Origin of the sequence: Nostocoides vanveenii (assembly GCF_039531165.1) — a bacterium.
Lineage (GTDB): Bacteria > Actinomycetota > Actinomycetes > Actinomycetales > Dermatophilaceae > Nostocoides_A > Nostocoides_A vanveenii.
Map to the genome: position 1 here is coordinate 39,460 of NZ_BAAAPN010000009.1, position 25,464 is coordinate 64,923.

Genomic DNA, 25,464 nt, shown 5'->3' on the forward strand with positions numbered 1-25,464 from the left:
GGTTCAGCCCCGTCGAGTGGCCGGTTCCGCCCCGTCGAGTGGCCGGGACCGACCACTCGACGAAGCGTGGAACTGGTTAGTCCTCGGGGTGGTAGCCGAGGTTGGCGCCGAGCCAGCGCTCGGCGGTCCGCAGGTCCCAGCCCTTGCGTTCGGCATAGGCCTCGACTTGGTCGCGCGCGAGCCGGCCGACGACGAAATACTGCGCGCTCGGGTGGGCGAAATAGAGCCCGCTGACGGCCGCGCCGGGCCACATCGCCATCGACTCGGTCAACTCGATGCCGGTCTCCGCCTGGACGTCGAGCAAGTCCCAGATCGCTTGCTTCTCGGTGTGATCCGGGCAGGCCGGATAGCCGGGGGCCGGGCGGATGCCGCGGTAGCTCTCGGCGATCAGGGCGTCGTTGTCGAGCGTCTCGTCTGTGGCATAGCCCCAGAGTTCGGTGCGCACCCGCTGGTGCAGCCGCTCGGCGAACGCCTCGGCCAGGCGGTCGGCAAGGGACTCCAGCAGGATGGCGTTGTAGTCGTCGTGCTCGGCCCTGAACGCAAGAACCCGCTCGGTCGTCCCGAGGCCAGCGGTTACCGCAAAGGCTCCGACGTGGTCCGGCTCGCCAAACTCCTCGGGCGCGATGAAGTCGGCGAGCGACCGGTTAGGAATTCCCTGGCGATGCTGTCCCTGCTGACGCAGGTGATGGAGCACCAGCCGAACCTCGCTGCGGGACTCGTCGGTGTAGACGACCGTGTCGTCACCGACGCGCGCCGCCGGGAAGATGCCGGCAATGCCCTTGGCGCGCAACCACTTTTCCGCCACGATCCGGTCGAGCATCTGCTGCGCGTCGTCGTAGAGCTTACGCGCCGCCTCCGCCGTGACCGGGTTGTTGAGGATGTCCGGGAACCGCCCACGCAGCTCCCAGGCCGCAAAGAAGGGCGTCCAGTCGATGTATTCGCGCAGGTCCGCGAGGTCGTAGTCGATGAAGCGGTGAATGCCCGGCTGCTTCGGCTGGGTCACGGTCTGCGACGTGAACTCGATCGCGGGCGCGGCGGCCCGGGCATCGGCATACGTCAGGAGGGGGCGGTCATTGGACTTGGCCGCGTGGCGGACGCGGATGGCGTCATACTCGCCCGCGAGCGTCTCCAGCAGGGCCGGCCGATTCTCGTCCGAAAGCAGCTGCGAGACAACGGGAACCGACCTTGAGGCGTCCTTCACCCAGACGACTGGACCGTGATAGCGCTGGTCGATCTTGACGGCCGTGTGTGCCTTGGACGTGGTGGCCCCGCCGATGAGCAGCGGGATGTCGAAGCCCTGCCGCTCCATCTCCGCCGCGACATTGACCATCTCGTCGAGCGAGGGCGTGATCAGGCCGGACAGGCCGATGGCATCCGCCCCGATCTCGCGGGCGGTGTCCAGGATCTTCTGCGCGGGGACCATCACGCCGAGGTCGATGACGTCGTAATTGTTGCACTGGAGCACAACGCCGACGATGTTCTTGCCGATGTCATGGACATCGCCCTTGACGGTCGCGGTGACCAAGGTGCCCTTAGCGCGGCTGGCCTCGCCCGGCTGCTTCTCGGCCTCGATGAAGGGAATGAGATAGGCGACCGCCTTCTTCATCACGCGGGCCGACTTGACCACCTGCGGGAGGAACATCTTTCCGGCGCCGAAAAGATCGCCGACGACGCCCATCCCGTCCATCAGCGGACCCTCGATAACCTCCAGCGGGCGGCCGCCTTCGGCGGACAGGGCGGCCCGCATCTCCTCGGTGTCGTCCTCGATGAAGTCGTCGATGCCCTTGACGAGCGCGTGCGTGATGCGGCCGCGCATCGGCAGGGTGCGCCACTCAGGAGCAGAGGAGTCCTCCTGCGCGGCAGCGACATTGAAGCGCTCGGCGATCTCCAGCAGTCGGTCGGTCGCATCCGCGCGCCGGTTGAGGACGACGTCCTCGATCCGCTCGCGCAGCTCGTTATCGATCTGGTCGTAGACGACGAGCGCGCCGGCGTTGACGATGCCCATGTCCATGCCCGCCGCGATCGCGTGGTAGAGGAAGACCGCGTGAATGGCCTCGCGCACGGGGTTGTTGCCACGGAAGGAGAAGGAGACATTGGAGACGCCGCCCGAGATCAGGGCGTGCGGCAGATTCTCCTTGATCCACCGGGTCGCCTCGATGTAGTCGATGCCGTAGGTCGCATGTTCCTCGATCCCGGTGGCCACGGCGAAAATGTTGGGATCGATGACGATGTCCTCGGCCGGGAAGCCGACCTCCTTGGTGAGCAGGTCGTAGGCCCGGCGGGTGATCTCTGTGCGCCGCTGGAAGTTGTCGGCTTGCCCGTCCTCGTCGAAAGCCATCACGACGATGGCCGCGCCATACTTGCGGCACAGCCGCGCCTGCTCGATGAAGGCGGCCTCGCCCTCCTTCATCGAGATCGAGTTGACGATCGGCTTGCCCTGCACGCACTTTAGGCCGGCTTCGATGACCTCCCACTTGGATGAGTCGATCATCACCGGCACGACCGAGATGTCCGGCTCGGAGGCGATCAGCTTCAGGAAACGGTCCATCGCCGCGACCCCGTCGATCATGCCCTCGTCCATATTGACGTCGATGATCTGGGCGCCCGCCTCGACCTGCTGGCGCGCCACCGAGAGCGCGGCGGCATAGTCGCCGGCCTGGATCAGCTTGCGGAATCGCGCCGACCCGGTGATATTCGTCCGCTCACCGACGTTGACGAAGAGGCTGTCCTCGGTGATCGTCAGCGGCTCCAGCCCTGACAGACGCATCGCCGGCGCGATGTCCGGTATGCCGCGTGGCTGAATCCCCGAGACCGCCGCGGCGATCGCGGCGATGTGCTCGGGCGTCGTCCCGCAGCAGCCGCCGACCAGGTTGACCAGGCCGCTGCTGGCGAACTCTGCCACGGCAGAAGAGGTTTCGGCAGCCGTCTCGTCGTATTCGCCGAACGCATTGGGCAGCCCCGCATTGGGATAGCACGAGATGAAGGTGTCGGCGACGCGCGCCAACTCCGCGATGTGCGGTCGCATCTGCGCGGCCCCGAGGGCGCAGTTGAAGCCGACCGCGATCGGCCGGGCGTGCCGGATCGAGTGCCAGAAGGCCTCGGCGACCTGCCCGGAGAGGGTGCGGCCGGAGGCGTCGGTGATCGTCCCGGAGACGATGACCGGCCAGCGCCGGCCCTCGTCCTCAAAGAGCGACTCGAGCGCGAAGATCGCGGCCTTGGCGTTGAGGGTGTCGAAGATCGTCTCGACGGCCAGGATGTCGGCACCGCCGTCGATCAGGCCCTGCGCCTGCTCCCGATAGGCCGCGACGAGCTCGTCATAGCTGACATTGCGCGCGCCCGGGTCGCTGACATCGGGGGAGATGGAGGCCGTCTTGTTGGTCGGGCCCAGGGATCCGACGACATACCTCGGGATGCTCGGATCGGCTGTGAGCGCCTCGTCCACGGCTGCCCGCGCGAGCTGCGCGGAGGCGACGTTGAACTCGCGGGCGAGTTGCTGCATACCGTAATCGGCGAGTGAAATCTGTTGCGCGTTAAAGGTATTGGTGCTGATGAGGTTTGCGCCTGCGGCGAGATAGGCGCGGTGGATATCGGCGATCATCTGTGGCTGAGTGAGCGAGAGCAGGTCGTTGTTGCCGATCAGATCGCTCGGCCAGTCGGCGAAGCGCTCACCCCGATAGTCGGCCTCGCTGGGCCGGTGTCGCTGGATCATCGTGCCCATCGCGCCGTCGAGGATGAGTAGGCGCTCGCGCAGGAGGGCAGCCAGATCGGCGGTGGCATCAGGGCGGAGGGACACGCCCGAAGTATCCCCCACCCGCCAACCGACCAACGAACTTATCGCCGCCCCGGCGGGTAGGTTCTGGGCGTGAGCAGTCAACCCGAGAGCGAGCGATCACCGGGATTGAAGGTGGCCACCATCGGCTCGGTGCCGGTCTACATCGGCCGGAGCTGGGGGATCCTGGCGGTGATCATCCTGGTGCTGCTGGGTCCGCAGTTGCAGGAGGCCAACCCGGACCTGGGCTTTCGCGCCTATCTGATCGCCGCGGCATACGCCCTGATGTTGCTGGTCGCCGTGTTCGTGCACGAGGGCGCGCATGCACTGGGGGCGCGGTCGTTCGGGTATCCGGTGCACCGGGTGGTCGCGGACTTGTGGGGCGGGCATACGGCACTGGACGTTTCGCGCGCGACGCCCGGGCCGAGCGCCGTGGTGGCCGTTGTCGGACCGCTCTCGAATCTCGTGCTCGCGGCCCTGGGCCAGGGCGTCGCGGCCCTGGTAGAACCGGGGATCCCGCACGGGCTGGCAAGCATCTTTGCCCTGCTCAACTTCCTGCTCGCGCTTTTCAATCTCTTGCCGGGGCTACCGCTGGACGGCGGGCAGCTGGTCGAGGCGCTGGTCTGGAAGGTCACCGGAAACCGGCACCGAGGGCGGGTCGTCGCGGGTTATGCCGGGCTGGTCGTGACGCTCGGCGTGCTCTTTTGGTTCGTCGGGCGGCCGTTGCTGGCGGGTGAGAAGCCGTCCTTCGGATCGATCGGGTGGTCGCTGCTGATCTGCATGTTTCTGTGGCAGGGGGCTCAGAACGCGATCCGCTCGGGCAAAGTCGCCGGCATTATCGCGGGCGTGCGGGTGGTCGATCTTCTGCAGCCCGTCGTCCCCGTGCCGGCCGGCGCGAGCTTGGCCGATCTGCCCTCTGGCCTGCCTCCCGTCGTCGTCGACACCTCCGGTATGCCGATCGGCCTGGTCGACGCGGACGCGCTGGCCGCGGTCCCCGGGGCCGCGATCGGGCAGACGCCCGTGCTGAGCGTGACCCGACCGATGCCGCCGGACTGGGTCGTCGACGTCGACCCGAACGGCCCGATCACGCCGGTCCTCGCCCCACTCAGCCGGCAACCGGCCGGGCTCGTCGCAATCCGCTGGGACGGCCGCGTGCTCGGCGTGGTCAGCGTGGCCGCCGTCAATGCCGCCGCGTCCGCTCGCGCCCCCCGTCCCTAACGTCTGCTAGCAGAGGTTAGGGCACCTCCAGCACGGTAGACCCTGCTCGACGTCACCCACCCTGTGCTGAGTCGGGCCCGGCGCGGGAGGGGCACTACAGTTGCCGCCCGTGACGGCGATCGATGCGGGCCTGCGGCGCGGGCCTTTCCAGGTGGGCGACCGCGTGCAACTGACCGACCCCAAAGGCCGGATGCACACCATCACCCTCGAGGCCGGCAAGGAGTTCCACACCCACCGCGGGTTCCTGCGCCACAACGACCTGATCGGCGCCCCCGACGGATCGACCACCACCAACACCGCGGGGACGCAGTACCTGGCGATCCGCCCACTGCTCGCCGACTATGTGATGTCGATGCCCCGTGGCGCGGCCGTCGTCTATCCCAAGGACGCCGGTCAGATCGTCACGATGGGTGACATCTTCCCCGGCGCGGTTGTCGTCGAGGCCGGGGTCGGCTCGGGCGCGTTGTCGATGTCCCTGCTCCGCGCGGTGGGGGAGTCCGGGCGGGTGCTGTCCTTCGAGCGCCGGGCCGATTTCGCGACCATCGCCCAGGCCAACGCCCGCGCCTTCTTCGGCGCCGACCACCCGGCGTGGACGGTCACCGTCGGCGATCTCGTCGAGTCGCTGCCGTCAGTCGTTGGGCCGGCGAGCGTCGATCGTGTCATCCTCGACATGCTCGCGCCCTGGGAGTGCCTCGGCGTCGTCGGGGAGGCGCTGCTGCCTGGCGGGGTGCTCATCTGCTACGTCGCGACCGCCACCCAACTCTCCCGGGTCGCCGAGGCGATGCGCGACCACGGCGGGTTCACCGAACCGCACGCCTGGGAATCCATCGTCCGCGACTGGCACCTCGAGGGCCTGGCCGTCCGGCCCCAACACCGGATGCACGGCCATACCGGCTTCCTGATCACCAGCCGCCGGCTCGCCCCCGGCGTCACCCCGCCCCTGCGCAAGCGGCGCCCCGGCAAGGGCTATGTCACCGACCTCGACGGCGAGGCCGAGTGGGACGCCGAGGACATCGGCGAGCGTGTCCCCAGCGACAAGCGCGTGCGCAAAGTCGCACGTTCGATGGGCGAAACCTCCCGGCGTCTGCCCTGATCGCGAGTTAGGGTCGAGCTGACCGCGCCTCCCATTCCGGGGGCGACGGCTTGGCTTTCAAGGAGGTCGACGTGGCCGAGGACTCGTCCATCGAGATGCGTCGCCTGCAATCGCAGCTGGCGACCATGTCCGCCCAGAACGACCGTCTCGTGCGCACGCTGAAGGACGCACGCGAACAACTCGTCACCCTCAAGTCCGAGGTCGACCGGCTCGCGGCACCGCCCGCGGCATACGGGATCGTGTTGGAGATCCACGACGACGGGACCGCCGACGTGCTGACCGGCGGGCGCAAGATGCAGGTCGCCGTGAGCCCGACCATCGAGCGCGCGGAGCTGCGCCAGGGCCGCGAGGTGCGCCTGAACGAGGCCCTCAATATCGTGGCCACCTGCGGGTATGAACGTGTGGGTGAGGTTGTGCTGGTCAAGGAGCTCATCGAACCCGACCGGGTCCTCGTCGTGGCCCATGCCGACGAGGAGCGCGTATGCCGGTTGGCCGACTCCGTTCCCCAGGGCAGCATTCGCGTCGGTGACGCCCTGCTCCTGGAGCCGCGCTCCGGCTTCGTCTTCGAGCGGATCGAGAAGGCCGAGGTGGCCGACTTGGTGCTCGAGGAAGTCCCCGACATCTCCTATGAGGACATCGGCGGGCTGCGCGGGCAGATCGAGGCGATCCGTGACTCGGTGGAACTGCCCTACCTGCACCCCGAGCTCTATCTCGAGCACCACCTCAAGGCGCCCAAGGGGGTGCTCCTCTACGGCCCGCCGGGATGCGGCAAGACGATGATCGCCAAGGCCGTCGCGGCATCGCTGGCGCGCAAGGTGGCCGAGAAGGAGGGCAAGCCGCTGGCGAAGTCCTACTTCCTCAACATCAAGGGCCCGGAGCTGCTCAACAAGTATGTCGGCGAGACCGAGCGGCATATCCGGCTGATCTTCCACCGCGCCCGCGAGAAGTCGAATGAGGGCACGCCTGTCGTGGTCTTCTTCGATGAGATGGACTCGCTTTTCCGCACCCGAGGGTCGGGTGTCTCCAGCGACGTGGAGACGACGATCGTGCCGCAATTGTTGGCCGAGATCGACGGCGTCGAGGGCTTGGAGCACGTCATCGTCATCGGTGCCACCAACCGCGAGGACATGATCGACCCGGCGATCCTGCGACCGGGACGGCTCGATGTGAAGATCAAGATCGAACGCCCCGATGCCGAGGCCTCCCGCGACATTTTCCGCAAATACTTGACGGCCGATCTGCCGCTGCACGCCGACGACCTAGCCGAGCACGGCGGCTCCCCGGAGGAGACGGTCGAGGCGATGATCGAGGCCACGGTGGCGCGGATGTACTCCGAGCAGGAGGAGAATCGCTTCCTCGAGGTCACCTATGCCGGGGGCGACAAGGAGATCCTCTACTTCAAGGATTTCAACTCCGGCGCGATGATCCAGAACGTCGTCGACCGGGCCAAGAAGATCGCGATCAAGGAGTTGCTCACCACCGGGCAGCGGGGCATTCGCGTCGAGCATCTGCTGGCCAGTTGCGTCGATGAGTTCAAGGAGAACGAAGACCTGCCCAATACGACCAACCCGGACGACTGGGCGCGGATCTCGGGCAAGAAGGGCGAGCGGATCATCTATGTCCGCACCCTGGTCTCGACCAAGTCCGGCACCGAGCCGGGGCGCACGATCGAGTCGGTCGGCAACACCGGGCAGTATCTCTGAGCAGCGCGCGGGCACGCTCGACTCTGGTCAAGGCGTGCCGGCGCGCTGCTGAGTCGGCCGCTGGGGATCGGCATCGGCACCGTAGGGCGGGCCGGCCCCGCTGTCCCGGTTTGGCGAATTCCCCACCGCCGCAACCTCACCTGCCGGTCACGCGTCTGGCGCGCTCAAGGGAAGTCGCCGCCGAAGCCATCAGGAGAAGCCATGTTCATCCGTATGCCGTCCCGTCGCTGCGCGCTCGCCGTGGCCCCCGCGCTCGCGGTCACCGCGCTCGTGGGTGTGGCAGGCGAAGGAAGCGCGGCCGGCCTACCGCCCTCCGAGGTGCGGGACTCCTTCCGTTTGCCGGGCACCCTGCTCGTCGCGCGCGACGGTGACCTCTGGTCGGTGCGCGCCGACGGGACCGGTTGGCGCCGGCTGGCCGCCAAGGTCAGCACCGCCGCTTGGTCTCCGGACCGGATGCGCATCGCCTACTCCAGCTACACCTCGGGCGACCCGGACATCTGGGTGATGACCGCCGCGGGCGGGGCCAAGCAACGGATCACGAGCGGACCGGCATACGACGAGGACCCGACGTGGTCGCCGGATGGGAAGCGGCTGGCATACTCCTCGTGCGCGGCCGACTTCCGCGGGTGCGGCGTGGCCACGGTCCGGTCGACCGCGCCTTCTGGTAAGGCGACGTGGATCTTGACCGGCACAGAACACCCGAGCGCGGGTGCGTGCAAGGGTTCGGCGAGCGATGCCTATCTCAATCCGAGCTGGCACCCTCGCCTGAATCGCCTTGCGCTGCAACATGCTTGCCGGTATGCCGATGCTCCGTCGAAGGTGCTACCCCTCGTCGTCAACGCGAGCACCGGCGCGGTCGTCTCCCGCGTGGCCGGCCGCCTGGCCAACCCGGACTGGTCGGCCGACGGTCGCCGGCTGGTGTGGGTGGACGCCCGCGACGTCGAGGGGGCGACGTCGGTCATTCGTACCAGCCCAACAGGGGCCAGCCCGGTGCGGATCACCCCGTGGGTCGGCCCCGGCGACTTCCCGAACTCTGCCGACACGCCGGTGTGGTCGCCGGACGGGCGCTGGGTCGCCTATGCGAAGGCATTCTCGGACGCTTGGGTGACCAATGCCGCTGGCACCTCGCGCCGCCTGCTCTTCACGAACGCGCGGCCGCTGGACTGGCGCTGGTGACCGAGGTCGCGCTCTCGGCCCATGAACGCCCGCACCATCAGGTGCCGGACAGCACCAGGCTCAGATTGTCGTGTAATCGTCGACGTAGAAGCCCTGAGTCCATTGCATGGTGATCGTGACCAGGGCAGTCCGAGCGGTCTTGGGCACCGCTCCCGCCTTGGTGGCGGGGAGAAACTTTGTCGTGTTGCCGCGATCGGCCGCCTTGACGCCGCCGATCGATCCGGACGTTCCGACGCTCGCGCCAGTTGCGCTCTTGAAGGTGACACTGAGCTTGGCGTTGTCATCCTGATCGCTGAAACCGCCGAACCACCCGGACAGGGTGTACTTGACCGAGCCCTTGCTGATGGCCGTCGCGTAGGCAGCCAAGGAAATCGTCTGGCTGGCCGTGACGACCGGCCGCGTGCCCAAAGGACCCCCGGCGAAGAAGCTTTTCCCTCGAGATGGCGGGCCCGGGGCTGTCGACGTCGGGAAGAGGCCCACACCATATTTGACGGGGGGTGAAACCACTCTGAGGTCCCTTGGTCCACTTCGGTGCGGCGACCGGATTCCCGTCAGCGCTGCCCGCCGAGGACTCGCCACCGGGATTTTGGATGAGGTTCGGGGTCGTCATCGCCGAGCGATGACGGACGAGGGGCTGGGGGGTGCACGGCATACCGGCTGGCGCCGCGCGCCCTCTCGGCTGGATTACCCGAGTTAGTCGTCGTCCTCGGGTGGCGACTGCGCGCCCGCATGCTCGTCGCGCTCGGCCCGATCCAGCAGCGGTGCAATGTCGTAGGGCGTGGTGTCGATGGCCGCGTGCAGGTCGCCCAGTTCGGCGAAGCGCGCGGGCATGGTCGCGATCGTGAAGTCGTCGGGCTCGGCGGTAGCGATCTCGCCCCAGGTCAGAGGGGCCGAGACGGTGCCGCGCGGGTTGCCGCGCACGGAGTAGGCGGCGGCAATCGTATGGTCGCGCGCGTTCTGGTTGTAGTCGACAAAGACGGCCGCCGGGTCGCGGTCCTTGCGCCACCAGGTCGTCGTCACATCGTCCGGGAGCCTGCGCTCGACCTCGCGCGCGAAGGCGAGAGCCGCGCGGCGCACGTCGCCAAACCCGTGCTCGGGCACGATGCGGACATAGACGTGCAGGCCACGGCCACCGGAGGTCTTGGGATAGCCGACAGCGCCGAGCTCGTCGAGGACCTCGTGGCTGACTTCGGCGGCGCGGCGGACGCGCGCGAAGGGAGCGTCGGGCATCGGGTCGAGGTCGATGCGCCACTCGTCCGGCTTCTCGGTGTCGGCCCGCCGGCTGTTCCACGGGTGGAACTCGACCGTCGACATCTGGACCGCCCAGATCACATCCGCGGCCTTGGTCACGCATAACTCGTCGGCGTGCAGCCCGTAACGCGGGAAGTGCAACCGCACCGTCTCGACCCAGGGCGGCGCGCCGCGGGGCAGGCGCTTCTGGTGGACCTTGGGCCCGTCGACGCCGTCGGGGAAGCGGTGCAACATACACGGCCGCTCGCGCAGTGCGTTGACGATGCCGGGCGCGACGGACTCGTAGTAGCGCGCGAGGTCGAGCTTGGTCTCGCCGCGCTCGGCGAAGTAGACACGATCGGGGCTGGAGAGCTTGACGTCGTAGCCGTCCACGTCGAGTACGACCGGCTCCCCGAACTCACCCTTGCGCGCCGCCATACACCAACCGTATGCCGTGTGGCCCCCGCCCCCGCGCCGGCGCGGCTCCCGGCGCCTTCAGCACGACTCGGGCCGCCTTTTCGTTGGGGGGCCGGATTATACCGAGGCCCGCCAACGAAAGTCAGGCCCGAGTTCGGTGGTCACGTCCTCGCTGCGCTCGGACCGGCACAAATCAGCGGTCTCCCGGAGGTCATGGTCAAGGCTGCCGAATGGACTGCGGCCGCGTGCTGCTGCTCAGGTGTCAGGGCGGCGCAAATCCCCGCGGGAATCCAGACACCAGCGCGCACGCGTCGCCACTGATCCGGTTGCCTGGCCGGCTCCACCCCGACCACACGAAAATGCGGCCCCAGTCGGTGCGCTCTCAGGTGAAGAGCGTGGGCTGGGGTGGGGCGTGGGTGGGGTCGACGCCGTCGAAGAGGGAGGAGATCGACTCGCCCATGTGGATCCGTCCGATCGCTTCGGCAAAGAGCCCCGACACCGAGCGCACCTTCAACCCGGGCCATTCCACATCCGGCATGGGCACGGTGTCGGTGGTCACGACCTCGCTGATCATCGGGTGCGTCGAGAGCCGCTCCACGGCCCGCCCGGTGAACAACCCATGCGTGCAGGCGATCGCCGCCTCGGTGCAGCCGAAGTCCTTCAGCCGTTCGAGCAACTCGATGATCGACCCACCCGTGGCGATCTCATCATCGAGCACGATCGCGCGTTTGCCCGCGACGTCACCGACGATCATGTCGATGACCACCTTGTCGTCGGCCTTGCGCATCTTCGACCCCGCCGCGACCGGCAGGCCCAGGAGGCGCGCAAACTGGGTCGCCGTCTTGGCATTGCCGAGGTCGGGGGATACGACGACACAATTCTCGAGATTCCCGCCCCGGAAATGGTCGGCCAGCACCCCGATCGCCGTCAGGTGATCCACCGGCACCGAGAAGAAGCCGTGCACCTGCGGCGCGTGCAGCGCCATGGTCAGCACCCGGTGCGCGCCCGCGGTCGTGATCAGGTCCGCGACCAGGCGACCGCCCATGGAGATTCGGGAGGCGTCCTTCTTGTCCGATCGGGCATACGCATAGTGCGGTAGGACCGCGGTGATCTGCGCTGCCGACGCCCCCTTGGCCGCGTCGATCATCAGCAGGAGCTCCATCAAGGACTCCTGGGTCGGCGGCACGATCGGCTGGATGATGTAGACATCCCGCTGCCGGCAGTTCGCCCCGAGTTGCGCCTGCAGGCAGTCATTGCTGAAGCGCGAGGTCACGCTCGGCGACAAGGGCACCCCGAGCGCCGAGCAGATGCGTTGGGACAGGGCCCGGTGACTCGACCCGGAGAAGACCACGATGTCGCGCATACATTCCCTACGGCGCTGCGGACGGACTGGCGCCAGCCTAGCCGCCCACGCCTGCCCTCGCCGCCGAGAGTGCGGCTGTGAGGAAGCCCACCAACTCCCGCCGATGGGCTTCGCCGCCCCGATACGCGCCCGCTAGCGAGGCAAAGCCGTGCGGCGCACCCTGAAAGTTCGTGACCCGAACCGGTATGCCCGCGCTGGCGAGAGCCGCGGCATACCGCAGGCCGTCGTCACGGATCGGGTCCAGATCCGCGGTCTGGATCAGCGCCGGCGGCAGGTCGCGCAGGTCGCCGAAGAGCGGCGAGACGATGGGATCGCGCGGGTCGACGCCGCTCCCGTCCAGATAGTGCCCGAGGAAGGCGTGGATGCCGGCGCGGGTCAGGATGGGCGCCGACGCGTGCTCGTCGATGGACGGCGAGGCGAGCGTGCAGTCCACTGCCGGATAGATCAACGCCTGAGCCCGTATGCCGTCCGCCCCCGCATCGCGGAAGGCCTTCGTGACGACGGCGGCGAGATTCCCACCCGCCGAATCGCCCGATACCGCAACGCGGCTCGCGTCCACGGCGTACTGCTCGGCGCGCGCCAGCAGCCACCTCGTGGCGTCGATGCAGTCGTGCGCTGCGGCGGGCGCCTTGTGCTCAGGGGCGAGGCGGTAGTCGACCGACACCACGAAGGCGCCGACACCGGCCGCCAGGTCGGCACAGAGTGGGTCGTAGTTGAGGACATTGCCCTGCACCCAGCCGCCCCCGTGGTAGAAGAAGATGACCGGCGCGCCGGGTCCGCTGCGTCCGGATCGATACAGCCGCAACGGGATTCGCGTCCCGCCTCGCCCGTCGGCAACCGCGGTGGTGATGGTGACGCTCGGGTCGATGGCGCCCAGCACACGCTGCGCGAGCCGGCCGCGCGGATAGACCGCGGCACGATTGGCCGCGATGCCGTCGAGATCGAGATCCTGGATCGGCTTACGACCCGCCGCATCGACGAGCGTGACGACGGTGGTCAGCCAGGGGGCCATTCCGGGATAGGGGCGGAGCATGACGCATCCTTGCAGACCTGCGGCCCCGCAAATATTGCGGTCCCGCATAATCTGCGGGACAATGGGGCCATGATCGAAGACCAGAAGCCCGGCATCGAGGAAATCAAGGCCGCACTCGACGTGGCCGGTGCGATGACCCCGGTGGTTGCCCTGCCGCACTTGCGCGCGGCGGCCGACCTGCTGGCCCGGCTCATCGACGACGCGTTAGCGGCGGCCGTGCTCGACGAAGGCGCCAGCCTGCGGGGAGCCGGGGCCGCCGCGGGGCTGACCGAGAACGCCGTCGGCCCGCGCCTCGCGCGCACGGCTCGCCTCGCCGGCTATGCCAATGACGCGGGCCGGGTGACCGCGGACGCCATCCGCCGAGCCCAGTACGACGCGGAGACCGGCACACCGGCCCCGGCAGCACCGCCCACCCCGGCGCCCATGCGCTTCAAGCCCCGGCGACCCACCACCGAAGGAGCACCATGACCGACAGCACGCTGACTCATCTGTATTTCCTGCTCGACCGCAGCGGCTCGATGCAGTCGATCAAGACCGACACCGAGGGCGGCTTCGCGGCCTTCATCGCCGAGCAGCGCAACGCGGCTGGGCGATGCCGGGTCACGCTTGCGCAGTTCGACAACGCCTACGAGGTCGTCTACGCCGATCTCGACGTCGCCCTCGTCGAGCCGCTGACCCTGCAGCCGCGCGGCACGACCGCCTTACTCGACGCGATCGGCCGCCTGGTCACCGAGGCCGGTCAGGCCCTCGCGCGCCTGCCCGAGGCAGAGCGCCCCGGCACCGTCGTCGTCGCGATCATGACCGATGGCCTGGAGAACGCCAGCCAGGAGTGGACGCACGCGGCGGTCAAGGCGCTCATCGAGCAGCAGGAACGCGACTACCTGTGGCAATTCCTCTATATGGGGGCCGATCAGGACGCCATCGAGGTCGGCGCCAGCATCGGGGTCGCGGCCGCCAATTCGTTGACGTATGCCCGCGGTGCCGTCGCCCCCGCGATGGCCGCCGCGTCGAGCATGGTCGGCGAGTTGCGCACGGCCCGCCGGCACTGCGCCGACGCCTCGCTGCGCGGGTATTCGGAGAAGGAGCGTCGCGACTCGGCCGGATGAGCGCGACATAGGCTGACCGCATGGGTGTGCAGCGCGTCATGGGGATCGAGACCGAGTACGGCATCTCGATGCCCAAGGCGCCGCACGCCAACCCGATGGTGCTCTCGGGGCAGGTGGTCACGGCATACGCGCAGGCGCAGGGCGTACGCGCGGCGCGCGCCTCCTGGGACTATGCCGACGAGGCCCCGCTGCGCGACGCCCGCGGCTTCGACATCAGCCGCAGGGTCGCGCATCCCTCGCAACTGACCGACGAGTGGGGCGGCGACACCGACGACCCGACGCTCGCCAATGTCGTGCTGACCAATGGTGCCCGCCTGTATGTCGATCACGCCCACCCGGAGTACAGCTCACCCGAGGTGACCACCCCCCGGGCCGGGCTGATCTGGGACCGGGCCGGCGAGGCGATCATGGCCGACGCCGTCGCGCGGCTGGCCGCCAGCCCGCCCGGTGTCAACCTCTACAAGAACAACACCGATGGCAAGGGCGCCTCCTATGGCACACACGAGAACTACCTCATGCGGCGCTCGACGCCCTTCGCCGAGATCGTCCGGCACCTGACGCCCTTCTTTGTCGCGCGGCAGGTGATGTGCGGGTCCGGGCGGGTCGGCCTCGGCGTCGACTCGAAGCGCCCGGGCTACCAGATCGCCCAGCGCAGTGACTTTTTCGAGGTCGAGGTCGGGTTGGAGACGACGCTGAAGCGGCCGATCATCAACACCCGTGACGAGCCGCACTCGGTCGCCGACAAGTATCGCCGGCTGCATGTGATCATCGGCGACGCGAATCACTGCGATGTTGCGGGCCTGCTCAAGCTGGGCACCACCTCACTGGTCCTCGAGCTCATCGAGGCGGGGGCGATGACCGACAACCTCTCGGTGCGCAACCCGGTGGCCACGCTGCAGGCGATCTCGCACGACCCGAGCCTGACGACGCTGATCGAGTTGCACGACGGGCGCAAGCTCACTGCGGTGCAGTTGCTCTGGCGTTATCACGACCTGTGCCACGCGCGACTGGAGGCGACGGGGGAGGGGAGCGAACGGCATACGGCCGAGGTGATGCGGTGGTGGGCCGATGTGCTCGCGAAGCTCGAAAGCGACCCGATGAGTGCGGCCCGCGAGGTAGACTGGGTCGCGAAACTCCAGCTTCTGCAGGCCTATCGCGAGCGCGATGCGATGGAATGGAATGACCCGCGACTGAAGGCCATCGACATCCAATGGTCTGATGTCCGGCCCGACAAGGGGATCTTCAACAAGCTGCGGGCGGGTGGCCGGTTCACCGACCTCGTCTCCGAGGACGAGGTCGCGTCGGCCGTCACGAGGCCGCCGGAGGACACGCGCGCCTACTTCCGCGGCCGGTGCCTGGAGCGCTTCGGCGACGACGTGGTCGCCGCGTCCTGGGACTCGATCATCCTCGAAGTGCCCGGCCGCCGGACGCTGCACCGCATTCCGATGATGGAGCCGCTGCGGGGGACGCGGGAGGCGGTGGGCGACATCATCGACGCCAGCCCCGATGTCGCGGCCCTCCTGGAGTGGCTGACCGGCGACCTCGACCGCCGCTGACCTCGGCGATGGGAGCACGCCGTGCCTTACGGGGCGCTGTTGGCTCCGTGACATAGGCTCGAACAAAGCACCGAGAAGCGAGGTTGTCATGGCTGGCCAGGAGCAGATCAGGCCCACCCGTCGCGGGGACGGGGACGAGGGCGGCGGGGACGACGCCGGGCAGGTGAGCGCGCGCAAGGAACAGATCGACAGCGAGGTCGACGACCTGCTCAGCGAGATCGACGGCGTGCTGGAGTCCAATGCCGAGGAATTCGTCAAGAGCTTCGTGCAAAAGGGCGGGCAGTGACGGCTGCCGACGTGGGCAGGTTGCCGGACACCTTCCGGTCGGCCGGCTCCTCCTCCTTCACCGAGTTCGTCGCGACCCACGCCCCCGAGTTGCTGCCTGCCAGGCGCCCACTGCCACCAGGGTCGATCGATGCGCCGCACGGCACGACGATCGTCGTCCTGACGTATGCCGGCGGCCTGATCATGGCCGGCGACCGCCGGGCCACGATGGGCAACCTGATCGCCAACCGGGATATGGAGAAGGTCTTTGCGACCGATGAATTCTCGGTTGTCGGTATTGCCGGCACAGCGGGGCTGGCCATCGAACTGGTCAAGCTCTTCCAGGTGGAGCTGGAGCATTACGAAAAGATCGAGGGCACGCTGATGTCCTTGGAAGGCAAGGCGAATCGCCTTGCCGCGATGATCCGCGGCAACCTCGGGATGGCGATGCAGGGCCTGGCCGTCGTGCCGATCTTCGGTGGCTTCGACCTGGACACCGTGACCGGGCGGATCTTCTCCTATGACGTGACCGGCGGGTGCTACGAGGAGCACAACCACCACAGTGTCGGCTCTGGCTCGCCCTTCGCCCGGGGCTCGATGAAGAAGCTCTGGCACCCGGACATGGACCAGGCGCAGGCCTTGTCGGTGGCCGTCGAAGCGCTCTATGACGCCGCCGACGACGACTCGGCGACCGGCGGCCCCGATGTGCTGCGCCGGACCTGGCCGACGGTGGCCATCGTCGACGCCGAAGGCTCCCGCTTCGCCGAGGATGCGTCGGTTGCCGCCGCGGTCGAAGCCGTCCTCGCCGGTCGCACCGGCAACCCGGGAGGTGCCCGATGAGCCAGCAGCCGTTCTACGTCTCGCCCGAACAGTTGATGAAGGACCGGGCCGATTTCGCGCGCAAGGGCATCGCCCGCGGCCGCTCGGTGATCGTCCTCGGCTACGACTTGGGCATCGCCTTCGTCGCCGAGAATCGCTCGCGGGCGCTGCACAAGGTCTCCGAGATCTACGACCGCATCGGCTTCGCGGCCGTCGGCAAATACAACGAGTTCGAGAATCTGCGCGTGGCCGGCATCCGCTATGCCGACTTGCGCGGCTACTCCTATGACCGCTCCGATGTCAGTGCGCGAGCGCTGGCCAACGCCTACGCCCAGACCCTCGGCAGCGTCTTCATCCAGGAGAGCAAGCCCTACGAGGTCGAGATCTGTGTCGCCGAGGTCGGCACCACGCCCGAAGGTGATCAGATCTATCGCCTGACCTATGACGGCTCCGTCGCCGACGAGGTCGGCTGGCTCGCCATGGGCGGGGCCACCGAGCCGCTCGAAGCCGGCTTGAAGGAGCAGTGGCGACCGGGCATGACCCTCGCTGAGGCGTTGGGCCTGGCGGTGCGCCTACTCGCGATGGACCCGGCGGGCGGCGAGCCACGCCAACTCGACCAGAGCGGCCTCGAGGTCGCCGTGCTGGATCGCACCCGGCCGCGGCGCACCTTCCGGCGGATCACCGGGCCGCTCCTGGCCGCCTTGCTCAGCGAGTCCGACCCGACCAGCGATGCGCCCGCCGAGGACGGCGAGCCCGGGCATCGCGACATCCTGCACGATGTGGCCGGCGATCAGGCGTCGGCGAGCCCACGGCATACGTCCACCAATCCGCAGACGCAGCGGCCGGCGGAACAGGACGCGCAGGAAGGCGCCGGCGACGGCGCCGAGGGCGATTGACGCGGAGCGGGGAGAGGCGATGGAACGGCGCATCTATGGCATCGAGACCGAGTTCGGTATCACCTGCGTGGCCGACGGCCACCGGACGCTGACGCCGGACGAGGTCGCCCGTTATCTCTTCCGCAAGGTCGTCTCGTGGGGCCGCAGCTCCAACGTTTTCCTCAGCAATGGTTCCCGGCTCTACCTCGACGTCGGCTCGCACCCCGAGTACGCCACGGCGGAGTGCGATGACATCACCACGCTGATCGCCCACGACAAGGCGGGGGAGCGGATCCTCGACGACCTGGTCACCGATGCCACCGAGCGACTGGCCGAGGATGGGGTCAACGGAGCGATCTATGTCTTCAAGAACAACACCGACTCTGCCGGCAACAGCTATGGCTGCCACGAGAACTATCTGATCGGCCGGTCGGCGGAGTTCCAGAGCTTCTCCGAGGTGCTGATCCCCTTCCTCGTCAGTCGCCAACTCATCTGCGGCGCCGGGAAGGTCGTGGCCACCGCCAAGGGGGCGGCCTATTGCCTCAGCCAGCGGGCCGATCACATCTGGGAAGGCGTCTCGTCGGCGACCACCCGAAGCCGCCCGATCATCAACACCCGTGACGAGCCGCACGCCGACGCAGAGCGCTATCGCCGCCTGCACGTGATCGTCGGCGACTCCAATATGAGCGAGACGACGACCCTGCTCAAGGTCGGCAGCGCCGATCTCGTGTTGCGGATGATCGAGGAGGGCGTCGTGCTGCGCGACCTGACCCTCGACAACGCCATCCGCGCCATCCGCGACATCAGCCACGACCTGACCGGCCGGCGCACGGTCAAACTCGCCAATGGCCGCGAATTGAGCGCCCTCGAGTTGCAGGGCGAATTCCTCTCCAAGGCAATGGATTTCGCGGATTCGCGAGGCTACGACGATCCGCAGACCAAGCGCGTGCTGGAGTTGTGGGGACGCACGCTGACTGCGGTCGAGACGGGCGACCATACGCTCATCGATCGGGAGATCGACTGGGCGATCAAGCACCGCCTCCTGCTGACGTATGCCGCGAAGAACGACCTGCCGATGGCTCACCCGCGCATCGCGCAACTCGACCTCGCCTACCACGACGTCTCGCCCGGCCGCGGCCTGTTCGCCATGCTGCAACGCCGCGGGCTCGCCGAGCGCGTGGTCACCGAGGCTGAGGTGGTGGCGGCGAAGGACTCACCGCCCCAGACGACCCGGGCCAAGCTGCGGGGCGATTTCATCGCTGCAGCCAAGGAGATGCGCCGGGATTTCACGGTCGACTGGGTGCATCTGAAGCTCAACGATCAGGCTCAACGCACGGTCTTGTGCAAGGACCCGTTCCTGGCGAGCGACCCCCGCGTGGAGCGCCTCATCGAGAGCATGCGAGCCACGTCCGCGCCCAAGCCCTGAGCGCCGGGAACCGCACGGCGCTCACAAACGCTCGGGTTAGGGTGGAGTCGATGCGCCGCTGCGCGCGGCCCGCTTTTCGCTGACCCGACTACCGAGGTTGACTCGTGACTTCTGCTTTTGCCCGTCCCGGGCGTGCCCTGATCGCTGCTGCCGCGGCGACAACCCTCGCGCTGGGCGTCAGCGCGTGTGGCTCCGACGACGCCACGTCGGGCAATAGCTCGTCGTCGGCCTCGGGGAGCGCCACCGCCTCCGCGGCTCCGGCCGTGACCGACGGCGAGATCGCCGACGTCAAGGTGACCGGCGGGAGCGAGAAGGAGGCCCCGAAGGTCACCTTCGCCAAGACGCCCTGGGGCGTGGGAGCCTACGCATCCGCCGTGTTGAAGGAGGGTTCGGGCGACGCGAGCACCGACAAGAATGTCGTCGTCGTGGACTACACCCTGGTCAACGCGACCAGCGGCAAGGTGCTGGACGAGAGCTATTCGACCGCTGCCGGCGGCTTCAATGTGGGGGATGAGTCTCTCCTGACCGGCTTGCGCAAGGCGCTGACCGGGGTCAAGAAGGGTGAGCGGGTCGTCGTTGCCATTCCGCCGGCCGATGCCTTCGGCGCCCAGGGCAACGCGCAAGCGGGCATCGGCGCCACCGACACCCTGGTTTTCGCGTTCGATGTCGAGAGTCTGATCACGCCGCTGGCCAAGGCCGAGGGGACCACGGTGGCCCCGAAGAAGGGCCTGCCTGAGGTCACGTGGAATGACGGCAAGGACGCGGGCTTCGTGATGCCGACGTCCGACCCGCCGACCAAGCTGGTCATCCAGCCGCTCATCGAAGGCAAGGGCGCGACGGTCAAGAAGGGCCAGACCGCCGTCGTCACCTACACCGGCGCGCTCTGGCGCGACGGAAAGGTCTTCGACTCCAGCTTCAAGCACAGCGGAACCTTCAGCTTCCCCGTCGGCGCCGGCAAGGTCATCGCCGGCTGGGACAAGGGCGTCGAGGGCCAGAAGGTCGGCTCGCGCCTGCTGCTCGTCGTCCCGCCGGACGAAGGCTACGGCTCGGCCGGCTCGGGAGACATCAAGGGCACCGACACGATCGTCTTCGTCGTCGACATTCTCGCCGCCTACTGACCCCGCGTTTCGTTACCCAAGGAGCAGAGCCCGTATGCCATTCGACCCCAACACCGAGCGCCCGGAGATCGACTTCCCCGAGGGTGAGGCGCCCGCGGACCTCGTCATCGAGGACATCACCGTCGGCGACGGCGCCGAAGCCAAGGCCGGCTCGACCGTGCGCGCCCACTATGTCGGCGTCGCCCACTCCACCGGCGAGGAGTTCGACGCCTCGTGGAACCGCGGCGCCCCGCTGGACTTCCGGCTCGGCGTCGGCCAGGTCATCCCCGGCTGGGACCAGGGCATTGCGGGCATGAAGGTCGGCGGTCGGCGCAAGCTGACCATTCCCGCCCACCTGGCGTATGGCAACCGCGGCGCCGCCGGCGCGATCAAGCCCGGCGAGACCTTGATCTTCGTCGTCGACCTGGTCGACGTCCGCTGACGCTTCACGTCGAGTGGCCGGTTCAGGGTCATCGAAAGGCCAGTCCAGCCCTAAGCTGGCCGAGGCCCGGCCACTCGACGGGGCGGAACCGGCCACTCGACGGGGCTGAACCGGCCACTCGACGGGGGGGTCAGTTCAGCAGGAGGCGGGCGGCGTAACGGCCGGCGGCAGCGTTGGCGAGGAAATACTCCCGGTCCGCGTCCAGGCCGCGGCCCATGCTCGACAGCGCGACCGGTGAGGTCGCAAGCGCCTCGTCCAACCCGTCGACCGGCTCACCCGCCAGGGTGAGCCGGTTGTGCGTTTCCCGGGCGAGGTCGTCGGCCTGGGCGTCGACCAGCTCGCCGAATTCGCCGGGCAGCCCCGGGACCACCAGCGTCGCCCGCCCCAGCACCAGCCGCCCGTATGCCGTTCGGCTGTGGTGCGAGATGCCGTAGTGCCGTCCGCGGGGGTCGGCCGCCGACACCCGCAAGGCCCCAAGGCCGCGTCCACCGAGCGTGTGCACGGCGTTCAGGGCCTCGCCGGCGGCGAGCCCGGTGAATCCGAAGGGCGTCCCGGTGCCGACATTCCCCGGCCCCTGGGTAACGACCGCCAGATCGGCGCCGAGGACATATTTGGCGGCGAGCAGGGCCGAATGCAGGGTGACCGCCTCGTGGCTGCCGCCGTACGCCTGGCCGACGGTGATCGTCGTGGCCAGCCAGCCGGCTTCGCTCAGCCCGGCAACGGCCATCGAGAAGGCCAGCGGCAAGGCGCCGCCGTCCGTCATCACATAGACGACCCTCGCCGCCGGGGCCAGCGACCGGACGCCGCACAGGATCGGAGCGAGCGCCGAGTGCAGGTCGGCAACGAGGACCGGGAAGCCGTCCAGGTCGCCGACTGCAGCCGACCCGCCCAAGAAGGCCTCGTGCGCCGGGCTCTCCTGCTCATCGATCGCCAGCACGAGCTGCTGCTGCGGGGTGTACCGCGCCTTGACGATATGCCCCGGCCCGGGCGCCGGGTCGGCGGGCCGGGCATCCGGCGCCGCCACGACGAAGGCATAGCCGCCGGTGCCCAACCCGCGCTCCAACGCCGAGGTGTTGAGCAGCACTCGGTCGCCCACCTCGAGCGAGCCGACGATGTCGGCATAGCCAAGCGCCCGGACGGTGAGCGAATCCGCGCCGCCCTCGCGCGCGTCGCCCACCGGCTCGACGGCAACGGCATACTCGATCGCCCCGCCCCACGCCCGGCGGCGCTCGCGCACGGTCCCGACTCGCCACTGCATCACGCAGCGAACGCTAGCCGCCTCGGTTAGCGTTGGACGCGATGTCCGCGCCCAATAGTGCCGCCGCCAAGACCGAGCGGCTGATGAACCTCGTCATGACGCTGCTCTATACGCGGCGTCCGCTACCGAAGGCCCGGATCCGCGAGATCGTCGAGCAATACCGTCTCGCCCCCAACACCGAGGCCTTCGAGCGGATGTTCGAGCGCGACAAAGAGGACCTGCGCGAGCTCGGCATCCCGCTGGTCACCGAGGACATCACCGCCGCCTGGGAGGACGAGCCGGGCTATCGCATCCACGAACGCGACTACGCCCTGCCCGATCTACACTTCGAGCCCGACGAACTCGCCGTCCTCGGCCTCGCCGCGCGCGCCTGGTCCCACGCCACGCTCGCGGCTCCGGCAGCCACCGCGCTTCGCAAGCTGCGGGCCGGCGGCGTCGAACCCGACGGCGACGCCTTCATCGGCGTCGAGCCGCTCGTCGCCACCCGCGAGCCCGCCTTCGCCCCGCTCCTGGACGCCCTGTTGACGTTGACCCCGGTCTGCTTCGAGTATGCGCGCCCCGGCCACGACGCTCCCGCCACGCGGCGTGTCCACCCCTGGGGCCTGGCGACGGCCTCGGGCCGCTGGTATCTCACCGGCCACGACCTCGACCGCGACGCCCCCCGCGTCTTCCGCCTCAGCCGGATCGCCGGCGCGGTCCGCACGGTCGGCGCCTCCGGCTCGTATGCCGTTCCCCCGCACCACAATCCGGCCGCCATGGTGGGCCGTCGGCGGGAGGCGGACACGGCATACGTCGCTCTTGTGCGGGTGCGTCCGGGCACGGGTCACGCGCTGCGCGCGCGCAGCGACATCGTCGACGATGCTCTCGACTGGACCACGCTTCGCCTGCCGTATGCGGATCGGTCGGCCACCGCGAGCGAGCTCGCCTCCTACGCTGACGACGTCATCGTCGATCTCCCTGACGACCTGCGGGCGGCGGTCATCGCCAATCTCGCCGGGGCAGCGGCCGGCTCCGCGCGGGAGGGGGCAGCGTGATCATCGCGGAGAGCGCCAGCGCGCGCGTCCCACGTCTGCTCAGCCTGGTGCCCTGGCTGGTCAACCGGCAGGGCGTCGACATCGATCAGGCCGCCCGCGAGCTCGGGGTCTCGGTCGCGCAGTTGCAGGCTGATCTCGATCTGCTGTTCATGTGCGGCTACGGCACGATGACCGATGAGTTGATCGATGTCTCCACCGAGGGCGGCAAGATTTTCATCCGCAACGCCGAGACCATCGCCCGGCCGCTGCGCCTTTCGCGCGCCGAGGCCCTGACGCTGATGGTCGGCTTGCGAGCACTCGCCGGCGCCGACGGCGTCACCGACGCCCCGGTCGTCGAACGCGCCCTGGCCAAGCTCGAGGCCGCGGCGGCAAGCATCATGGGGGAGGGCGGCAGGGTCGAGGCGGTCCTCGATGACGCCTCGACGGCCGACACCCGGGCCGTGGTTGCCGATGCCCTCAAGGCGCACCGCCGCCTCCACCTGCGCTATCACGTCCCCGCGCGGGACGAGAGCACCGAACGCGATGTCGACCCGATGCGCCTGCTGGGCATCGAGGGACACTGGTATCTCGAAGGCTGGTGCCATCGCGCCAGCGACACCCGGCTCTTCCGGCTCGACCGGATCACCACTATCGAGATCCTCGACGCCGACGGCACGCCACCGCCGGACGCCCGGACCCGTGACCTGAGTGCGGGCACTTTCGTGGCCTCCGCAGACCACCCGGTCATCACCCTCGACCTCAGCACCGGCTGGGAATGGGTCGCCGAGTATTATCCGGTCGAATCCGTGGACCTGCCGCAGGAGGACGGCCCGGCCACGCGCCGGGTGACGCTCCGGGCGGGGGAGACCGGCTGGGTGCGCCGCCTGGCACTGCGCTCCGGTGGCGGTGTGCGGGTCGTCGCCCCGCCCGAACTCGCGCGTGAGGTCAGCGAGGCCGCGGGGCGGGCGCTCGCGGCCTACGGGCACACGCAGACACCAGTGGGGGAAACCGGCGACGGCACCGCGGCGAATGAGGTGCATGCTCGATGACCTGGTGGGCGTGGCTGCTCGTCTTCGTGGGCATCCTGAGCGGTGGTGGCTGGTGGATCTGGAGGCGCGCCCGCGCGACCTGGCGCTCGGCCAAGGCGCTGAGCGTGGCGGCGGGCGACCTCGGCGCGGCCACGGCCCTCCTGGACTCCGCCGCCGAGCGGCCGCCCCTCGCCCCGGCCCGGCTGGCGGTCTTCGAGCACCCAGAGACGATGTACAGGGAACGCACAGCAACGCGTGCGACCGTCGAGAATGAACGACGGACTCGGCGCGAAGCGAACCTGCCGCGCTGGGCCCGGCGTTAGACTCCTACCCAACGTCCGTCATCCGAAAGGCCCGCCATGCCCAGCCTTGGTGCCCCCGAGCTGATCATCATCGCCCTGGTGGTGATTCTCCTTTTCGGCTGGAAGCGCCTGCCCGACGCGGCCCGTTCGCTCGGCCGTTCGGCTCGCGTCTTCAAGGCCGAGGTCAACGAGATGAAGGCCGAGGACCAGGCCCGCAAGGACGCTTCGAACCCGCAGGACGGCAACGCGCTGCGCGACGACAAGAGCCCGCGCACCGACAACCAGTCCTGAGCCGGTGGCGCTCCGAGTCCCGGGGCGCTCTTCGCGGGTGAGTCGCAAGGACAACCCGGAGGGGCGCATGCCCCTCATTGAGCATCTGATCGAGTTCCGCAACCGGGTGGTCAAGTCCGCCCTCGCGATGGTCGTCTTCTCGATCGTCGGCTGGTTCACCTTCGACTTCGTCTACGCACACCTGACCGCCCCCATCACCGAGGTCGCTCGCGAGCGCGGCTATGACGCGGACAAGGTCGCGCTGAACTTCGCCGGTCTGACGGCCGCGTTCAGCACCCGGATCAATCTGGCGCTGTGGACCGGCCTGATCCTCTCCAGCCCGGTCTGGCTCTATCAGGCCTGGGCCTATATCGTCCCGGCCCTGACCAAGCGCGAGAAGAAGATCTCGCTGGTCTTCATCGGTGCGACGATCCCGCTCTTCCTCATCGGCTGCGGCTTCGGCTACTGGATCCTGCCCAAGGCCGTCAACATCCTGCTCGGCTTCACCCCGCCGAATGCCTACAACCTGCCCGAGGCGGCGCTCTACTTCCGGTTCGTGACGCGGATGATCTTGGCGTTCGGCATCACCTGGCTGCTACCGGTTGCCCTGGTCGGCTTGATCGCGGTCGGTGCCCTGCCCGGCCGCAGTTTGATGCGCCAGTGGCGCCCGGCCATGGTGGTGATCTTCATCGTGTGCGCGATCGTCACCCCGACGCCCGACGCGGTCACGATGTTCTTCATGGCGGCGCCGCTCATCGTGCTCTACTTCGTCGCGGCTCTGATCGGACTGCGCTTCGACAAGCGCCGCGCCGCGAATGCTCCGGACTGGACCAAGGTCTCCGACGATCAGGCATCCCCGCTTTAGTTTCTCGTTATCCGCGAGGAATCGCGTTACCCGCCCTAGACCGTATGGAGTGACCGCTCAGGATGGTTGAGTCGGTTGCGGGCCGGGGCCTCACTCACAAACACTCGTGGGTTACCGAGCAGGGGCCGCCTGCTCGGCCAA

24 protein-coding genes are annotated in these 25,464 nt (G+C 68.6%); 18 read left to right on the plus strand and 6 right to left on the minus strand.

Features of this window, described 5'->3' with window-relative positions; all coding sequences use genetic code 11:
- Window positions 1-76 precede the first annotated feature (76 nt).
- Complete coding sequence (metH, locus tag ABD209_RS01620) at window positions 77-3,793, minus strand: methionine synthase (RefSeq protein ID WP_425564525.1); 3,717 nt, start codon at window positions 3,791-3,793, stop codon at window positions 77-79.
- A 69-nt stretch (window positions 3,794-3,862) separates the two neighbouring features.
- Here metH and ABD209_RS01625 point away from each other — a divergent pair, with 69 nt between their 5' ends.
- The 4 genes from ABD209_RS01625 (at window position 3,863) to ABD209_RS01640 (ending at window position 8,959) form a co-directional block, all read left to right on the plus strand.
- On the plus strand, window positions 3,863-4,987 hold the full coding sequence (locus tag ABD209_RS01625) for a site-2 protease family protein (protein ID WP_344061146.1): 1,125 nt from the start codon (window positions 3,863-3,865) through the stop codon (window positions 4,985-4,987).
- A gap of 109 nt (window positions 4,988-5,096) precedes the next feature.
- The gene (locus ABD209_RS01630; RefSeq protein WP_344061149.1) at window positions 5,097-6,080 is read left to right on the plus strand and encodes a tRNA (adenine-N1)-methyltransferase; all 984 of its coding nucleotides are present in this window, start codon (window positions 5,097-5,099) and stop codon (window positions 6,078-6,080) included.
- Between the two features lie 95 nt (window positions 6,081-6,175).
- Window positions 6,176-7,783, plus strand: a complete 1,608-nt coding sequence (gene arc / locus ABD209_RS01635; RefSeq protein WP_324386576.1) for a proteasome ATPase — start codon at window positions 6,176-6,178, stop codon at window positions 7,781-7,783.
- Between the two features lie 213 nt (window positions 7,784-7,996).
- The gene (locus ABD209_RS01640) at window positions 7,997-8,959 is read left to right on the plus strand and encodes a TolB family protein (protein WP_344061152.1); all 963 of its coding nucleotides are present in this window, start codon (window positions 7,997-7,999) and stop codon (window positions 8,957-8,959) included.
- A gap of 60 nt (window positions 8,960-9,019) precedes the next feature.
- Here the strand turns inward: ABD209_RS01640 and ABD209_RS01645 are convergent, their stop codons facing one another.
- The 4 genes from ABD209_RS01645 to ABD209_RS01660 all read right to left on the minus strand — a co-directional run bounded on the left by ABD209_RS01645 (window position 9,020) and on the right by ABD209_RS01660 (window position 13,002).
- The gene (locus tag ABD209_RS01645) at window positions 9,020-9,325 is read right to left on the minus strand and encodes a hypothetical protein (protein WP_344061155.1); all 306 of its coding nucleotides are present in this window, start codon (window positions 9,323-9,325) and stop codon (window positions 9,020-9,022) included.
- Between the two features lie 327 nt (window positions 9,326-9,652).
- Window positions 9,653-10,627, minus strand: coding sequence for a non-homologous end-joining DNA ligase (gene ligD, locus ABD209_RS01650; RefSeq protein ID WP_344061158.1), 975 nt, complete (start codon window positions 10,625-10,627; stop codon window positions 9,653-9,655).
- A gap of 361 nt (window positions 10,628-10,988) precedes the next feature.
- Complete coding sequence (locus ABD209_RS01655; protein WP_324386568.1) at window positions 10,989-11,969, minus strand: ribose-phosphate diphosphokinase; 981 nt, start codon at window positions 11,967-11,969, stop codon at window positions 10,989-10,991.
- Window positions 11,970-12,006: 37 nt separating this feature from the next.
- The gene (locus tag ABD209_RS01660; RefSeq protein ID WP_344061161.1) at window positions 12,007-13,002 is read right to left on the minus strand and encodes an alpha/beta hydrolase; all 996 of its coding nucleotides are present in this window, start codon (window positions 13,000-13,002) and stop codon (window positions 12,007-12,009) included.
- 69 nt (window positions 13,003-13,071) lie between these two features.
- On the opposite strand from ABD209_RS01660, the gene ABD209_RS01665 reads away from it, so the two are divergent.
- The 9 genes from ABD209_RS01665 (at window position 13,072) to ABD209_RS01705 (ending at window position 20,587) form a co-directional block, all read left to right on the plus strand.
- Complete coding sequence (locus tag ABD209_RS01665) at window positions 13,072-13,470, plus strand: hypothetical protein (protein ID WP_344061164.1); 399 nt, start codon at window positions 13,072-13,074, stop codon at window positions 13,468-13,470.
- On the plus strand, window positions 13,467-14,108 hold the full coding sequence (locus tag ABD209_RS01670; protein WP_344061167.1) for a vWA domain-containing protein: 642 nt from the start codon (window positions 13,467-13,469) through the stop codon (window positions 14,106-14,108). Before ABD209_RS01665 ends, ABD209_RS01670 begins: the two co-directional genes overlap by 4 nt.
- 20 nt (window positions 14,109-14,128) lie before the next feature.
- Window positions 14,129-15,664 carry a depupylase/deamidase Dop gene (dop, locus tag ABD209_RS01675; protein WP_344061169.1) on the plus strand — a complete coding sequence of 512 codons (1,536 nt, stop codon included), beginning with the start codon at window positions 14,129-14,131 and terminating at the stop codon, window positions 15,662-15,664.
- A gap of 88 nt (window positions 15,665-15,752) precedes the next feature.
- Window positions 15,753-15,950 carry a ubiquitin-like protein Pup gene (locus tag ABD209_RS01680; RefSeq protein WP_324386175.1) on the plus strand — a complete coding sequence of 66 codons (198 nt, stop codon included), beginning with the start codon at window positions 15,753-15,755 and terminating at the stop codon, window positions 15,948-15,950.
- Window positions 15,947-16,768, plus strand: a complete 822-nt coding sequence (gene prcB, locus ABD209_RS01685) for a proteasome subunit beta (RefSeq protein ID WP_344061175.1) — start codon at window positions 15,947-15,949, stop codon at window positions 16,766-16,768. Before ABD209_RS01680 ends, prcB begins: the two co-directional genes overlap by 4 nt.
- Window positions 16,765-17,643, plus strand: coding sequence for a proteasome subunit alpha (prcA, locus tag ABD209_RS01690; protein ID WP_344061178.1), 879 nt, complete (start codon window positions 16,765-16,767; stop codon window positions 17,641-17,643). The genes prcB and prcA overlap by 4 nt, the downstream gene beginning before the upstream one ends.
- A 19-nt stretch (window positions 17,644-17,662) precedes the next feature.
- Window positions 17,663-19,048 (plus strand): Pup--protein ligase, encoded by a 1,386-nt coding sequence (gene pafA / locus ABD209_RS01695; protein WP_344061181.1) that lies wholly within the window; start codon window positions 17,663-17,665, stop codon window positions 19,046-19,048.
- A gap of 104 nt (window positions 19,049-19,152) precedes the next feature.
- Window positions 19,153-20,166 (plus strand): FKBP-type peptidyl-prolyl cis-trans isomerase, encoded by a 1,014-nt coding sequence (locus tag ABD209_RS01700; RefSeq protein WP_344061185.1) that lies wholly within the window; start codon window positions 19,153-19,155, stop codon window positions 20,164-20,166.
- Window positions 20,167-20,200: 34 nt separating this feature from the next.
- On the plus strand, window positions 20,201-20,587 hold the full coding sequence (locus ABD209_RS01705) for an FKBP-type peptidyl-prolyl cis-trans isomerase (protein WP_344061188.1): 387 nt from the start codon (window positions 20,201-20,203) through the stop codon (window positions 20,585-20,587).
- 130 nt (window positions 20,588-20,717) lie between these two features.
- Here the strand turns inward: ABD209_RS01705 and ABD209_RS01710 are convergent, their stop codons facing one another.
- The gene (locus tag ABD209_RS01710) at window positions 20,718-21,845 is read right to left on the minus strand and encodes a DUF3866 family protein (RefSeq protein WP_344061215.1); all 1,128 of its coding nucleotides are present in this window, start codon (window positions 21,843-21,845) and stop codon (window positions 20,718-20,720) included.
- A gap of 41 nt (window positions 21,846-21,886) precedes the next feature.
- Between ABD209_RS01710 and ABD209_RS01715 the strand changes: the two genes are divergently transcribed.
- The 5 genes from ABD209_RS01715 to tatC all read left to right on the plus strand — a co-directional run bounded on the left by ABD209_RS01715 (window position 21,887) and on the right by tatC (window position 25,323).
- The gene (locus ABD209_RS01715) at window positions 21,887-22,879 is read left to right on the plus strand and encodes a helix-turn-helix transcriptional regulator (RefSeq protein WP_344061191.1); all 993 of its coding nucleotides are present in this window, start codon (window positions 21,887-21,889) and stop codon (window positions 22,877-22,879) included.
- Window positions 22,876-23,907: a helix-turn-helix transcriptional regulator gene (locus ABD209_RS01720; RefSeq protein WP_344061194.1), complete on the plus strand. Its 1,032-nt coding sequence runs from the start codon at window positions 22,876-22,878 to the stop codon at window positions 23,905-23,907. The genes ABD209_RS01715 and ABD209_RS01720 overlap by 4 nt, the downstream gene beginning before the upstream one ends.
- Window positions 23,904-24,209, plus strand: coding sequence for a hypothetical protein (locus ABD209_RS01725; protein WP_344061197.1), 306 nt, complete (start codon window positions 23,904-23,906; stop codon window positions 24,207-24,209). Before ABD209_RS01720 ends, ABD209_RS01725 begins: the two co-directional genes overlap by 4 nt.
- A 36-nt stretch (window positions 24,210-24,245) precedes the next feature.
- A complete protein-coding gene (tatA, locus tag ABD209_RS01730; RefSeq protein WP_344061200.1) occupies window positions 24,246-24,479 on the plus strand; it encodes a Sec-independent protein translocase subunit TatA in 234 nt (77 codons plus the stop codon).
- 67 nt (window positions 24,480-24,546) lie between these two features.
- A complete protein-coding gene (gene tatC, locus ABD209_RS01735) occupies window positions 24,547-25,323 on the plus strand; it encodes a twin-arginine translocase subunit TatC (RefSeq protein WP_344061203.1) in 777 nt (258 codons plus the stop codon).
- Window positions 25,324-25,464 lie beyond the last annotated feature (141 nt).

Excerpts from the sequence above, each read along its gene's own strand:
- arc (WP_324386576.1), top strand. The coding sequence starts at position 6,176 with ATGCGTCGCCTGCAATCGCAGCTGGCGACCATGTCCGCCCAGAACGAC.
- ABD209_RS01640 (WP_344061152.1), top strand. The coding sequence starts at position 7,997 with ATGCCGTCCCGTCGCTGCGCGCTCGCCGTGGCCCCCGCGCTCGCGGTC.
- ligD (WP_344061158.1), bottom strand. The coding sequence starts at position 10,627 with ATGGCGGCGCGCAAGGGTGAGTTCGGGGAGCCGGTCGTACTCGACGTG.
- ABD209_RS01655 (WP_324386568.1), bottom strand. The coding sequence starts at position 11,969 with ATGCGCGACATCGTGGTCTTCTCCGGGTCGAGTCACCGGGCCCTGTCC.
- ABD209_RS01660 (WP_344061161.1), bottom strand. The coding sequence starts at position 13,002 with ATGCTCCGCCCCTATCCCGGAATGGCCCCCTGGCTGACCACCGTCGTC.
- ABD209_RS01665 (WP_344061164.1), top strand. The coding sequence starts at position 13,072 with ATGATCGAAGACCAGAAGCCCGGCATCGAGGAAATCAAGGCCGCACTC.
- ABD209_RS01670 (WP_344061167.1), top strand. The coding sequence starts at position 13,467 with ATGACCGACAGCACGCTGACTCATCTGTATTTCCTGCTCGACCGCAGC.
- dop (WP_344061169.1), top strand. The coding sequence starts at position 14,129 with ATGGGTGTGCAGCGCGTCATGGGGATCGAGACCGAGTACGGCATCTCG.
- ABD209_RS01680 (WP_324386175.1), top strand. The coding sequence starts at position 15,753 with ATGGCTGGCCAGGAGCAGATCAGGCCCACCCGTCGCGGGGACGGGGAC.
- prcA (WP_344061178.1), top strand. The coding sequence starts at position 16,765 with ATGAGCCAGCAGCCGTTCTACGTCTCGCCCGAACAGTTGATGAAGGAC.
- pafA (WP_344061181.1), top strand. The coding sequence starts at position 17,663 with ATGGAACGGCGCATCTATGGCATCGAGACCGAGTTCGGTATCACCTGC.
- ABD209_RS01705 (WP_344061188.1), top strand. The coding sequence starts at position 20,201 with ATGCCATTCGACCCCAACACCGAGCGCCCGGAGATCGACTTCCCCGAG.
- ABD209_RS01710 (WP_344061215.1), bottom strand. The coding sequence starts at position 21,845 with ATGCAGTGGCGAGTCGGGACCGTGCGCGAGCGCCGCCGGGCGTGGGGC.
- ABD209_RS01715 (WP_344061191.1), top strand. The coding sequence starts at position 21,887 with ATGTCCGCGCCCAATAGTGCCGCCGCCAAGACCGAGCGGCTGATGAAC.
- ABD209_RS01725 (WP_344061197.1), top strand. The coding sequence starts at position 23,904 with ATGACCTGGTGGGCGTGGCTGCTCGTCTTCGTGGGCATCCTGAGCGGT.
- tatA (WP_344061200.1), top strand. The coding sequence starts at position 24,246 with ATGCCCAGCCTTGGTGCCCCCGAGCTGATCATCATCGCCCTGGTGGTG.
- tatC (WP_344061203.1), top strand. The coding sequence starts at position 24,547 with ATGCCCCTCATTGAGCATCTGATCGAGTTCCGCAACCGGGTGGTCAAG.